This is a genomic window from Vibrio cincinnatiensis, assembly GCF_022113815.1.
GTDB lineage: Bacteria > Pseudomonadota > Gammaproteobacteria > Enterobacterales > Vibrionaceae > Vibrio > Vibrio cincinnatiensis_A.
Genome location: NZ_SGOM01000010.1, coordinates 117,174 through 130,083 on the forward strand (window position 1 = coordinate 117,174; position 12,910 = coordinate 130,083).

At 44.0% G+C, this 12,910-nt stretch carries 12 protein-coding genes; all 12 read right to left on the reverse strand.

From position 1 onward, the window contains the following. Positions 1–29 precede the first annotated feature (29 nt). Positions 30–1,070 (reverse strand): flagellar motor switch protein FliG, encoded by a 1,041-nt coding sequence (gene fliG / locus EXA13_RS13235; protein WP_238133589.1) that lies wholly within the window; start codon positions 1,068–1,070, stop codon positions 30–32. Next, positions 1,063–2,805 carry a flagellar basal-body MS-ring/collar protein FliF gene (gene fliF, locus EXA13_RS13240; RefSeq protein WP_238133590.1) on the reverse strand — a complete coding sequence of 581 codons (1,743 nt, stop codon included), beginning with the start codon at positions 2,803–2,805 and terminating at the stop codon, positions 1,063–1,065. The genes fliG and fliF overlap by 8 nt, the downstream gene beginning before the upstream one ends. Before the next feature lie 18 nt (positions 2,806–2,823). Next, the gene (fliE, locus tag EXA13_RS13245; protein ID WP_238133591.1) at positions 2,824–3,135 is read right to left on the reverse strand and encodes a flagellar hook-basal body complex protein FliE; all 312 of its coding nucleotides are present in this window, start codon (positions 3,133–3,135) and stop codon (positions 2,824–2,826) included. 92 nt (positions 3,136–3,227) lie between these two features. Next, a complete protein-coding gene (locus EXA13_RS13250) occupies positions 3,228–4,640 on the reverse strand; it encodes a sigma-54-dependent transcriptional regulator (protein ID WP_238133592.1) in 1,413 nt (470 codons plus the stop codon). A 2-nt stretch (positions 4,641–4,642) separates the two neighbouring features. Then, the gene (locus EXA13_RS13255; protein ID WP_430794491.1) at positions 4,643–5,683 is read right to left on the reverse strand and encodes a sensor histidine kinase; all 1,041 of its coding nucleotides are present in this window, start codon (positions 5,681–5,683) and stop codon (positions 4,643–4,645) included. Positions 5,684–5,815: 132 nt separating this feature from the next. Continuing rightward, entirely contained in the window at positions 5,816–7,288 is a 1,473-nt protein-coding gene (locus EXA13_RS13260) for a sigma-54 dependent transcriptional regulator (protein WP_238133594.1), read from the reverse strand. A gap of 228 nt (positions 7,289–7,516) precedes the next feature. Beyond that, positions 7,517–7,927: a flagellar export chaperone FliS gene (gene fliS / locus EXA13_RS13265; protein WP_238133595.1), complete on the reverse strand. Its 411-nt coding sequence runs from the start codon at positions 7,925–7,927 to the stop codon at positions 7,517–7,519. A 10-nt stretch (positions 7,928–7,937) separates the two neighbouring features. Further along, positions 7,938–8,243: a flagellar protein FliT gene (locus EXA13_RS13270; protein WP_238133596.1), complete on the reverse strand. Its 306-nt coding sequence runs from the start codon at positions 8,241–8,243 to the stop codon at positions 7,938–7,940. Position 8,244: 1 nt separating this feature from the next. Next, positions 8,245–10,212 carry a flagellar filament capping protein FliD gene (gene fliD / locus EXA13_RS13275; RefSeq protein WP_238133597.1) on the reverse strand — a complete coding sequence of 656 codons (1,968 nt, stop codon included), beginning with the start codon at positions 10,210–10,212 and terminating at the stop codon, positions 8,245–8,247. Positions 10,213–10,233: 21 nt separating this feature from the next. Further along, positions 10,234–10,692 carry a flagellar protein FlaG gene (gene flaG, locus EXA13_RS13280; protein ID WP_238133598.1) on the reverse strand — a complete coding sequence of 153 codons (459 nt, stop codon included), beginning with the start codon at positions 10,690–10,692 and terminating at the stop codon, positions 10,234–10,236. Positions 10,693–10,767: 75 nt separating this feature from the next. After that, positions 10,768–11,898 carry a flagellin gene (locus EXA13_RS13285; RefSeq protein ID WP_238133599.1) on the reverse strand — a complete coding sequence of 377 codons (1,131 nt, stop codon included), beginning with the start codon at positions 11,896–11,898 and terminating at the stop codon, positions 10,768–10,770. A gap of 292 nt (positions 11,899–12,190) precedes the next feature. Then, positions 12,191–12,910: flagellin (locus EXA13_RS13290; RefSeq protein WP_238133600.1), on the reverse strand; the 720-nt coding region annotated here is incomplete at its 5' end.

Genomic DNA, 12,910 nt, shown 5'->3' on the forward strand with positions numbered 1-12,910 from the left:
AGGCCGGCTGAGTCAGCAGGCCTTGTTCATTATAAAAATTCATCCGCCCCGCCAGACAACATGAGATCCCCGTTGTCTGCCATTCGTCGGGCAATGGCCAAGATTTCTTTTTGCGCCGCTTCCACATCTGAAACTTTAATCGGTGGCATCGCTTCCAAGTCATCTTTCATCAACTCAGCAGCACGCTTCGACATATTTTTGAAGATTTTCTCGCGTAAGGTTTCGTCGGCCCCTTTGAGTGCTTTTTGCAGCACATCTTGAGGAACATCCCGCAGCAATTTCTGAATACCTTGGTCGTCGACTTCCACCAAGTTTTCAAAGACAAACATGAGGTCTTCGATCTGAGTTGCGAGGTCTTCATCTTGCTCACGCATCTGATCCATAAGTAGACCTTCAATGTTGTTATCCAGATAGTTCATAATATCGGCAGCCGCTTTCAGGCCACCAATTTTCGCAGCTTGAGCCCCAGCTTGACCAGCAAACTGTTTCTCCATAATTTCATTCAGTTCTGCCAAGGCCGAAGGTTGTACTTCTTCAAGGTTAGCAATACGCATCATGAGATCCAGACGATCTCGCTCTGAGAACTGGGCGAGGATTTCAGCAGACTGGTCAGGATCAAGGTAAGACAATACAATGGTCTGAATTTGCGGGTGCTCATTCACAATGATACTGGCCACTTGTCTTGGATCCATCCATTTCAATGAATCCAATCCTTTCGAGCCGGTGCCAAGTAGAATTTGATCCACCAAGTTATTCGCTTTATCTTCACCTAAGGCAGCAATTAATGCATTACGCATAAAGTCTTCACTTCCCATCCCAATATTGGTGTATTTTTGGATATCTTCCAAAAAGGAGCGGTGAACGGCGGTCACTTTATCTTGGCTCAAATCCTTTGCTTTCGCCATTGCACTCCCTACTCGCTGAACTTGTTTGGGTTCTAAATAGCGAATAATCCCAGCAGCGTCTTCTTCATTAAGACTCAGCAATAAGATAGCAGCACGTTCCTCACCGGGAATATTGGCAATATCGATGCCATTTTCTGCATCTTTACTTATGATTTCATTAGGCATTTTGCATCCAATTCTTCACAACTTGAGCCGCAAGTTCTGGCTCGTTGGCGACCAGAGCACGTACTGCTTTCAGTACATCCTCGTCTTTATGTAAATTAGGCAAATCAATACCAGAGCCGAATTCAAACAATTCACCTCCTTCAATATCACTGCCAATCAGGCTGGTTTCGCCATCAATACCAATCGGTAGGCCATCAGGGCCATACAACTGTTCGTCATCATCCGCAGTCGGGTTGAGCAATTTCTTCATCGCTGGACGAACCAGTACTAATACAATAACAATAATCACCAGTGCACTGGCTAACCAACGAACCCAATCGTTAAAGTGCGGGTTTTCCCAAATAGGTACATCGGCCAATTGTTCAAGCTCTGGCTCAGCAAACTGCATACTTAATACGTTTAAGAGGTCACCTCGGTTTTCATTAAACCCAACGGTCCCAATCAGTAACTGTCGAATCGAACCTAGTTCACTCTCTGTTAGAGGCTGGTAAGTGACCTGACCATTTTCAGGATTCACCACCGGACGATTTTTGACAGCAACCGCTACGGTTTGGCGGTTCACCACCCCGGTTTGCTTTCTTTCATGGCTGATGGTGGTATCCAGTTCAAAGTTACGCGTTGCTTCACGATGAACAGAACCTTGGCCGAGTACAGAACCGTCTTTCATCTGAGCAACATCTTGCGGAATCGATGCATCCGCAGGGGGTTGGTTACTCAATGCTCCGGGAACGCCGGCCACTACGTTACCGTTGTTATAGTCTTCTAGGGTGTATTCACTCCGAGTCGCTGGGGTATTTGGATCAAACACTTTACGAGTTTGCTCAACAGCACTGAAATCCAGCTCAATATCAACCTGTGCGGTGTAGTTACCCAGTCCTAAAATAGGAATGAGAACAGAGTCAATTTTGCTACGCAGATTTTCTTCTTGGCGACGTTCAAGCTCTTGTTCTTTACGACGAGCGGAAGAAATCGGGTCTTGTGAACCCGAACTGAGTAAGCGCCCGTGTTGATCCGTTACGGTCACGCGAGTCGGTTTCATCCCCGGCACCGCACTCGCCACCATATCCACCACGGAATCGACTTCTTCCTGCTTCAGGTTGGCTCCGGTACGCAGGGTTAAAAATACGGAAGCTGACGCTTCTTGGTTATGGCGAACAAATACACTCTGCTTGGGAAGGGCAAGTAAAATACGCGCTTTATTCACTTGACGCATTTCTTCGATCGCTTTTGCTAGCTGACGTTCACGGCTAAGTTTTAAACGTTCTTGTTCCAAACGTTGAGAAACCCCAAACCCCATATCTTGCAGCAAAATATCATCACCCGCATTACGCGACTGATTTAACCCAGAGCGGACCATATTCAGTTTGATGCTATTGTAATCACTGCTCGGAACTAAAATCGTATTACCATCTAAACGATAAGCTTGTTTTTGTTGATCAAGATGATCCAATACTGGAATGAGCTCTTCTGTATCATAAGCGCCAAGTGGACGCATTTCTGGTTCTTTTACCCAGAAAAATAGCATGACAATGAGTGCCACACAGATAGAGATCGAGAGTACCAGAACGATCTGCCGTAATAGGTCAAGATCGCCCATGGCAAAGTCCAATTTAGAAGAACTTTTTTCTTCTAAATCTGGATTTTGTGCACCACCATCAAGATCAACGCTGGTTGATAGAGCCTGTTCTCCACCAGAAGTTAATGCCAGATCGGTTGTTTGTTTATCTTCAGCCACAGTTCATACCCTATGTGGTTATACTGGCATATTCATTAATTCTTTGTACGCTTCAACAAGTTTATTGCGTACTTGAATGGTCGCTTCAAATGCAACGCTAGATTTATTACGTGCGATCATCACATCCGATAAGGAAATACCTTCATCTCCTCGGTCAAAGCGAGTTTGTAAATCACTTGAGGTTTTTTGTAGCCCATTCACATTATTGATAGCCTCAGTCAGCATATTGCCAAAATCAGCGCCAACTTTTTGTCCTGTTGCTGCAGGGCGGTTGTTACCCGCTTCAACCATCATGGCCTGCATTTCACTGTGTAAGCTATCTAATTTCATTGTGACCTCGGGTGCCAATTCTTTGACTCTAATAGAATGATTTTATAAAGGAGCAATTAATATGCCACTTGAAACATGATCTAAATCGATGCCTATCCAGGAATATCAATTCCAGCATCTCGCATCTTTGCTAACTTATAACGTAATGTTCGGGGACTGATGCCTAATTTCTCAGCCATCTCTTTACGCCGCCCGTTACACTCCACTAATGTTTCCATAATAATAGTAAACTCTTGATCTCGGAGTTCATCACCTAGCCCAGCGGTACTGGTGTAGTTTTTGGACGCTAGAGTACTCTCCGTCAGAGGTTTTATTTCTGGACACGCTCGCTCTTCCCCTTGCTCAACAAGCGCTTGCAGACCAGACGCATCTTGCCAATCTAACCCTTCGAGCAAAATATGCTGCTGATCAATATCCGCCTGCTCGCTTAAGATTAATGCCCGTTGAATCACATTGTCTAGTTCTCGCACATTACCAGGCCAAGGATAACTCTCTAATTTGGCGATAGCTGCGGCAGAAACACTAGGAACAGGCAATCCCAATTTTTTACAATGCCGTTCAACCAAATGACGCGCTAAAGGTGCAATATCCTTTTTTCGCTCACAAAGTGCAGGCCAAGTGATTGGAAAAACATTGAGCCGATAGTACAAATCTTCTCTGAATTTATGCTCTTGAACGTAAGCTTTTAAATCACGGTTACTGGTTGCAAGAACTCGCACATCCAGTTTAATACTTTTACGACTACCCAGTCGTTCGACTTCTCGTTCTTGTAAAACACGTAATAATTTTGCCTGTAAGCTTAAATCCATTTCACTGATTTCATCGAGTAAAATGGTACCACCTTGCGCTTGCTCAAATTTCCCAGGGCACGCTTGTACCGCTCCTGTAAACGCCCCTTTTTCATAACCAAATAGGGTCGCTTCTAACATATTATCAGGAATAGCCGCACAGTTAATGGCAATAAAAGGGCCGTCTTTACGCGGAGAAGCATTATGAATGTAACGCGACATTACCTCTTTACCAGAACCGCTCGGGCCTAAAATCATAACGTTCGCATCCGTTTTGGCCACTTTTTCCGCTAAAGATAATAATTTCAGGCTTTTTTCATCGGCCACAACAGCATCACCGTTATCGTCAGATTTGACTGGTGCATAGCGGCTAACCATATTCAGTAATACTTCTGGTGCAAAAGGCTTAGCCATATAGTCAATGGCACCATCTTTCATCGCGGCAACCGCATCTTCAATATTGGCGTACGCGGTCATTAATAAAACAGGTAAATTAGGCCAATGTTGCTTGATATTGCGCAGTAATGCTAACCCACCCATTCCTGCCATTTGAACATCAGAAACAACAATATCAACAGAATGATTTTTTAATTTAACTAATGCATCTTCAGCACAATCGGCTTCAAGCCACTCATAACCGGCTAACGCCAGTGTATCGACCAACGCTTCGCGTAGCCCCTCATCATCTTCAACGACTAAGACTTTATTTTGAGCCATGATCATTCTCCACTATCTGATTGAGATGGTTGGGATTGACGTTCAAGAGGAAGACACATCGTAAAACACGCACCTTCACCAGATTGTGACATCAACTCTAATCGGCCATCGTGCGCACGACAAACCATTTGTACTACCGCAAGCCCTAACCCTGTTCCTTGAGAACGAGTGGTAAAAAAGGGTTCCATAATTTTATGCTGCAACTCTTCGGGTACACCGGGGCCATTATCCTGCACTGAAATTTTCAACTCACCATTTACAGGACGAAAAAACACATCTATCTGAGCTTGTTTACCTACAATTTGAATCGCATTCATCACCAAGTTACTGAGTGCAGATGCCACCGCGTTAGCATTCCCCAATAGCTTTGTCTCTTCTTGCTCAACTTGCAAGTCATAGTCTATCTGATTATTTTTCAATGCCGTTTCAACCATTGGCGAAAACTCAGCGACTAAATCAGCGATAGAGAAAGGCTGAATAACTTTATTATCTCCCCCTTTCGCAAACAGCAGCATATCATTTACCTGTTTTTCCAAGTCATGCAGCCTATCAAGCAACTTATTTTGAAACCGTTCACGTGTCGGTGTTGATAAATTAGGGGCAGACAAGTTCGATGCGTATAACATGGCACTGGATAAAGGTGTTCGCACCTGATGGGCTAAAGACGCTACCATCCGACCAAGCGAAGACAAACGTTGCAAATCGCTAATGCGTGATTGTAGCAAACGTGTTTCCGTTAAATCGGTGATCAGAATCAATTGCCCAGTTGTCGACGCTGAAATAGCTAACCGTACCTTACGACCGTTGCGCAATGATATTTCATGCCCATCATCTTCACGTGGTGCAAATGCAACTTGAATAACCGAGTACCACTTTTCCCCCAATAAGGGAATTTGTAAAAGCCGCTGAGCTTCTGGGTTTGCTTCACGCACAATGCCCTGAGTATCAAGTAAGATAACCCCTGCGGGCATAACATCCAGCACCTGTTTATAACGCTCGACTTGATCTTCTAAAGAGTCTAAATGCGAATGCTGCTTTTGCATTGAGTTATCCATCGCTAATCTTTGACCTTGAAAAACAACAATAGCCTAACATGCAATATGCAAGCCAGGCTATTTTTCTTTTATTTCATGCAATTACATAAAAGTCAATAAATTGACTCACCAAAAAAATGGCTACCGCTGCATATTATACTTCCGCATTTTCTCAACTAGGGTTGTTCGACGCATGCCGAGCATATCCGCCGCTCGAGCAACAATTCCCCCTTGAGCATCCAGCGCTTGATTAATCAAATTGACTTCTAAATCAGCCAGTAATTCTTTGAGATTAATCCCCTCAGGAGGAAGCGCCTGTGGTGTGTCTAAATTCCCATTTAGCGTCAATTCATCACCTTGTTCAAAGCTGAAATTTTCCGAGAAAATATCAGCTAACACATCCCGTTCTTGCTCTTCAACCGAACTAAAGCGACTGGGTTCTGGTTGAAATTCAGGTATATCACTATAACGATACTTGGTGGGTAAATGATTAACGTCGACTAAACTATTGGGGTAAAGGATCACCATCCGCTCAACAAGGTTCGCTAACTCACGTACATTTCCCGGCCAATCATGCTCCATGAGAGAATTAATGGCTCTTGGCGTAAAGCAGATCGGTGAAGCTCCCTCTACTTCCATTCGTGTCATTAACTCTTGTAATAGCAAAGGAATATCTTCTTTGCGATCTTTCAACGCTGGCATTTCTATCGGAAAAACATTCAATCGATAGTACAGATCTTCCCGAAAACGTTGCTCACTAATCATGCTATCGAGATCTCGGTGAGTCGCAGCCACGACTCGAACATCCGCTTTGATAGTTGTATTTCCTCCAACCCGTTCAAAACAGCGTTCTTGTAAGACACGTAAGAGTTTTACCTGCATATTGGTGGGCATATCACCAATTTCATCTAAAAAAAGTGTCCCCCCTTCAGCCAATTCAAAGCGTCCTTTACGGGCTGTAATCGCTCCAGTAAAAGCTCCTTTTTCATGACCAAATAGTTCACTTTCCAGTAATTCAGCGGGAATTGCACCACAGTTAATTGGAACAAAGGGCCCTCGACGACGAGTAGAATGGTAGTGGATATTACGAGCGACCACTTCTTTTCCCGTCCCAGATTCACCAAGAATAAGAACATTCGCTTCCGTACTCGCCACTTGCTCAATGAGATGGCGAACTTCTTGAATACCAAGACTTTGCCCGACCAAACTACGAAAGAGCGTATTATTACGTGAAGAGGATTGCAATTGAATGCCTTTACGGCCTAAAAACTCTTTACAATGACGCAGAGCCTCACTGAGTTGAGGATAGTTAAGTGGGAACTCTAATTCGCCGACAAACTGAGGAAAAGATTCAAAAGAAAAAAAATGTTTGTTTGCCACAAGTAAAGGGATATGGTTCGCATGAAAAAGCGTATTTTTCAGCGATTCAGGCAAACACGGTGCGTCAACTGAACCCAAGATACATCCTGCCCAAGTGCCGGACCAATCAATAAGATCAATTTGTGAAGAGTCAATAACTTCACACTGCTCCCCCACGAATTCTAGGATTGTGCTGAAACTTTGACGAACGGAAACGTCGTCTTCAATGACAAGTAGTTTTGCTAAACCTTGCATAGGTGAGAATATTTGCCTTAATTTTGAGATTGTTGTGTTTTCACCGTTGCAAATCACTGACTTGACCATATGCTGTGTTAAGCGGTCAAAACAAGGATCAACAACGAGTGAGATGCAGCAACAAAAAAGCCACTCGGCTAGTTAGTGGCTTCTATTCTATTTAATTAAAAAAATAAGGCAACCAAGCAATTATCAGGTGTGATGTCGGTTAAAAGATTAGGATAAATCCTACATCCCAATTTCTGAAGCCGTTAAATTGTGATATTCCGCCGGGATTTGATCCCAAGCTGACTTTATCTCGCGGATAATATCGATGACATCATCAATGGGTTGTGGGTCATTTTTATGGTTAGCCGTAGAAATTTGAGTAATCATAAATTCATAAAGCATATCTAAATTTTGCGCAATTTCACCGCCATCTTTCATCGATAAACTGCTGCGTAAACTGATGATAATATCTAGCGCTTTCCCTAAACGTTCACCTTTTACAGGGATGTTACCTTGCTGCATGGCGGCCTTGCCTTGAATCAAGCGCTCAATCGCACCAGCCATCAACATCTGCACAATTTTATGTGGTGAGGCTGCCGTGAGCTGGCTATCCACTGATACTTTTTTGTACGCCTGTAAAGAACCACGCATAGTCTTCCTCTTATAAAAACTTTTTGTATTGCTGAACGGATTTATTGCCATATCGATATTTATGAAGCACTTGACCTATCGATTGCGTTTTTCGTTGCATCAGTTCAACAAGGTGTTGTGTCTCTAGAATGGCACTCTGCCACTCGGCAGACTGCGCAAACTGTGGGTTGCTTGCAATATAACTCAGCAGTTCCCCTAATAGTGTTTCTCTTTTATCGACCAACACTATAATTTCTTCAGTATTTATATCATCTACCATCAATTTTTCTTTGATTTGACGATTGATATCACATAAAACTTGAAGGGTCATTTGCATATTACTGACCTAAGGCATTCATCATGCCAGCTAGTTGGGACTGCATTTTCCCTGTTGCATCTTGCATTGCTGAAAATTTTGCATGGGTACGTTTTTCCAAACCATCCATACGACGATCTAAAGCATCTTGATCTTTAGATAAACGACGAGTTTGTTCCGATAAACTATTTTCTCGGGTACGGATAGACCCAGTTGCGCCAGTCAAGCCTTGAATGGCATCTTCAACACGCTTAGCAAAGCCTTGATTACCACCAAAAAACTCGCCAAGCTGAGTAAAGTTCGTGTTTAGCTGACGGTTAAGCATATCATAATTGATTTCTAACGTCCCTTGGCGAGTCGTGGTGATACCAAACTCTGTCAAGCTTTTTAAATTCTCAGGAGCCTGATCTATCGGCGAGGAAAAGACTGATTTCAGTCGAGAGTCCGCACTACGGACAATGCTATCCCCGGCTAATGGCCCAGCTCGCCCTGTGTTTGGATCAACGCCAGAAAGCTCTTTGGTTACCTGATAAAATTGGTTATAAGAAGCGACAAATTGTTCAATATCCTGCCGAACACTATCACGATCATACTCAATGCCAATTTCAGCTGGAGTCTGCCCAGGATCCGTTTTTCCTTTTAAGGTTAAGTTAACCCCTTCAATAGCATTTTCAATCACATTGTTATCACTAGAAAGTGTAGCAATGCCATCAAGCAAGACTCGTGAATCTTGCCCAGCTTGAACTTGAATCATGCCTTGATATTCATCGAAAGATTGCTGAGCGGCTTTCAGTTCCGTTTGAACTTTTTCCATAGCTTCCAGCGCTTCACGTTCCTCCGTTGAGAGCGATGCTCGCTGTGCAACTTTGGCTTCTTCCGGCGTCATTTTGCCGCTTTTTACGGCCTCATCGATCGCCGCTTGTTCTTTAGCCAGCTTAGCATCTAGCTTAGCTTGCGCTTCTTTCGGCGTAACATAGGAATCCGTTAAAGTACCAGAGGCGGTATTACTCCAACCAGGCACATCAGGTGCTTTCGCTAATGCTTCACCATCAAGCTCAGGTTCTGGTTCAGAATAAGAGTCTAACAAGGTGCCAGAAGCCGTTTCTGTCCAGCCGGGAATTCGCTCTTCAGGTTTGAGGTAACGATTGACCTGTTCTGCCGCTTTTATTTCTGAACCAGAAAGCCCATCTAAATCACTGGCCTTACCTGACAGTAACTCAGTTTGGGCCGCCACTTCTTCATCAAGTTCTCGGGCGGCATCGCCAATTTTATCAGCGACTTTGGCGGCGATCTCTTGCTGCTCTGGCGTCAGAGGCGCGAGTAGCTGCTGAGCTTGTGCTCGCGCAGCTTCTAAATCTTTTATGCGATCTTCAAGCGTCTTATATTCTAAACGTTTGAGTGCATTCCCAGATTCAGCATCCGCTTGAATAGAAAGGCGATTCTTCTCACCAGAAAGGTTAGAAGCAATCACTAACCGCGGGCCCTCCATATCATTAATGATAGAAGCGCGTACACCGGGGTTATTTTTTTGATTATTAATACCACGGACAACATCATTGAGCTTAGAATTGCCAGCAACATCGACCGTGAATTTTTTAGAACCTAAGGAAACTTGCAGCTTACCCGGACCAAATTTAGTCTCGCTTGGAATGACTTCCGAAGCAATTTTATGGCTTTGGGCAAGCTGCAGCACATCGACAGCGTATTTACCCGCCATGGCTTCCGTATTTGCTGTTGCGGATATTACGTTATCGTTCGAAGTGTCAACTTTGCGCACAGCGAACGCTTTCTCTTGACGAAAGTTCGCCATGAGATATTTCATCGTATCCAGCGACTCTCTCAGTCGCCCATAGGCACTAATACTGGTATCAATATCATTGCGCTTATTGTCAATGCTCTGCTGTTTGGGTACACGTTCTGCATTAACAATGGTACTGACAACATTATTGATATCAAAACCAGTGTTCATCCCCATTGGGCCTAAACTCATCCAATCACCTCAACAATACGATTACGCCTTAATCACTAGCAACCCAGATTTTGGGGTTTGCTCACGAGCAAGGCGTCGCAAAACTTCAAGCATTTCTTCTTCAGGAATTTGACGAATAACGTCGCCAGTCGCGGCTTCATATATCGTCACCACATCCCGTCCGGATTCTTCATCGACTCTGAACGACAATCCTTTATTGATCGAATTGACAAATTCATCCATTCGTTCAAGGATTTTTATTCGTTGCTCTTCATTTAAACGTTCCCGTTCATGGGTCTGTTTAATGGCTGTCTCCAACGCGAGCTTCTGACTGCGTTTAAGCTGTTCAGAAACATGTTCGTTGTTTTTTTCAGACTGTCGGACTGAACGATAGCCATCTTTTGAAGAAGCACTTTTTACGCTCTCGTTTTCTGAAGCAAATTTAATGCCACTTTGCGAGCCGTAAGGCTGGATGTTCGATGTGTAGGATGGAACTTCCATAACAATCTCCCTTCCACCTTCTTACAGGCAACTCAACTTGCATTAAGCTACCCATGTTACTCATTCAACCTGAAATTAACCTAACAGGCTAAGAGCTGCAGATGGTGACTGCTTCGCTTGAGCCAAGACTGACGTACTGGCTTGTTGCAATATTTGTGACTTAGTCATTGCCGTAGTTTCCTTCGCATAGTCGGTATCTTTGATCCGGCTACGAGAAGCATTCACATTTTCGTTAATGTTATCTAAGTTACTAATTGCATGGCCAAAACGGTTTTGGAATGCCCCCAATTGTGCACGTTGGCTATCCACCGCTTTTAAAGCACCATCAAGCAAGGCTATGGCTTCTTGTGAACCGGAAACAGTCGTGACATCAATATCTTTGACTGTCACATCTTCCCCTGCTCCAAAACCAATTTCTGTCGCTAGAGTCCCATCAATGGTTACATCACCCGTCACTTTTTGTGACGATGCGAAAAGTTGCAATTTACCGCCTTCACCAACAGAGGCTTGAATATCATCATTTTGACCGTTGATGTAAGTCGCGACTTCTTCAAGATCATCACCGGCTCTCGCATTGATGGTGACATTTTGAGCATCCCCTTGTTTATCAGTATAACTCAAGGTGAGCTCTGTCTCGGTTGAGACTTTCCAATCCGCAGCTTGTCCCGCTGTTGCACGATAAGCTTTTCCGCCCATTTCAGCCGTATCAGAACGCAAACTTCCCATGGTTAATGTGACCGCTTCACCTGAATCCGCCCCAATTTGGAAAGATTTACTTCCAAAAGTGCCGTTAAGTAAGCGGTTACCACCAAAAGAGGTACTTTCAGCAATTCGGTTGAGTTCGTCATTTAACGCACCCACTTCTTCTTGAATGGCTAAACGCTCTGAACGGGTGTTCGAACCGTTAGATGATTGTAAAGCCAGATCTCGCATACGTTGCAAGATATTGGTACTTTCATTCATCGCCCCTTCGGCGGTTTGCGCTATCGAAATACCATCATTCGCATTTCGTACCGCAACATCCAAACCCCGACTTTGCGAAGTTAAACGGTTAGAAATTTGTAAACCGGCTGCATCATCTCGCGCACTGTTTATTCGATACCCGGATGACAAACGCTCCATTGATTTCTGCACTCCCGCAGCCCCATTATTGAGGTGACGTTGTGCAGTCATCGCCGAAACGTTGGTGTTAACGTTAATTGCCATAGTGTTGATCTCCTTAGGCGATTGTTAGTGAACCTTCGAGTCTCTCACCTCTCGTCGGTACACCTCATTTCTCTCGTATCCTTTAACGGCCTAGATTAGACATCCTTTAGAAAAAAATGAGACATTTTTTTGCTTTTTTTCACTTAAGTTGAAAAAAGTGATCAACATCAACAAATAACGATGCTATACCGTCAAGCCTTTCGTGTTGTAGAAAGCAAGCGTCTCCGAATAAAACTCCAATTTCGGGCATAAAAAAATCCAGCCGAAGCTGGATTTTTTTCGTTTCATTCGATTAACCAAGTAGGCTTAATGCCGCATTGGGTGCTTGTTTCGCTTGAGCAAGCACAGAGCTTGATGCTTGACCCAGGATTTGTGCTTTCGTTAATGCTGTTGTCTCTTTCGCAAAATCGGTATCTTTAATACGGCTCTTAGACGCATTCACGTTTTCATTGATGTTGTCTAGGTTATTGATAGCATGACCAAAACGGTTTTGGAATGCGCCCAGTTCAGCACGGTGGCTATCCACATACTTAAGGGCTGCATCCACAACAGCTACCGCTTCTTGTGCACCGCCAACGGTGGTTACATCAATGCTATCAACGGTGACATCGGTAGGGGCTTGCATATCCAGTTCAGTGGCTAACCCACCCTCAAAAACGATACTTTCAACATTATCAGTATTGCTAGCAAACACTTGTAGTTGGCCATCTTCATTCACCGATGCGCGAATCGCATCCGTTTGACCATTGATATAAGTAGCAAGCTCTTCAATATCGTCGCCTTCTTTCGCTTCGATAGAGATAGGCTCAAGAGTGTTACCATCTTTATCGGTAATCGTGATGGTAAGATCAGTACTTCCCGCAGTTACCCCCCAGTCTTTATCTGTGGTTGTGCCGGCAACGTAGCTCTTACCACCCATCATTTCATTATCACTGCGCATGTCTTTCATGGTCAGCATTACGGCTTCACCGCTTTGTGAACCAATTTGGAACGCTTTAGTTTGGAACGTACC

What these genes read in the sequence shown, in the direction of transcription:
- fliE (WP_238133591.1), bottom strand. Translation starts at nt 3,135, where the DNA reads ATGAAATTAGATAGCTTACACAGTGAAATGCAGGCCATGATGGTTGAA.
- EXA13_RS13250 (WP_238133592.1), bottom strand. Translation starts at nt 4,640, where the DNA reads ATGGCTCAAAATAAAGTCTTAGTCGTTGAAGATGATGAGGGGCTACGC.
- EXA13_RS13255 (WP_430794491.1), bottom strand. Translation starts at nt 5,683, where the DNA reads ATGCAAAAGCAGCATTCGCATTTAGACTCTTTAGAAGATCAAGTCGAG.
- fliS (WP_238133595.1), bottom strand. Translation starts at nt 7,927, where the DNA reads ATGCGTGGTTCTTTACAGGCGTACAAAAAAGTATCAGTGGATAGCCAG.
- fliG (WP_238133589.1), bottom strand. Translation starts at nt 1,070, where the DNA reads ATGCCTAATGAAATCATAAGTAAAGATGCAGAAAATGGCATCGATATT.
- flaG (WP_238133598.1), bottom strand. Translation starts at nt 10,692, where the DNA reads ATGGAAGTTCCATCCTACACATCGAACATCCAGCCTTACGGCTCGCAA.
- EXA13_RS13260 (WP_238133594.1), bottom strand. Translation starts at nt 7,288, where the DNA reads ATGCAAGGTTTAGCAAAACTACTTGTCATTGAAGACGACGTTTCCGTT.
- EXA13_RS13270 (WP_238133596.1), bottom strand. Translation starts at nt 8,243, where the DNA reads ATGCAAATGACCCTTCAAGTTTTATGTGATATCAATCGTCAAATCAAA.
- EXA13_RS13285 (WP_238133599.1), bottom strand. Translation starts at nt 11,898, where the DNA reads ATGGCAATTAACGTTAACACCAACGTTTCGGCGATGACTGCACAACGT.
- fliD (WP_238133597.1), bottom strand. Translation starts at nt 10,212, where the DNA reads ATGAGTTTAGGCCCAATGGGGATGAACACTGGTTTTGATATCAATAAT.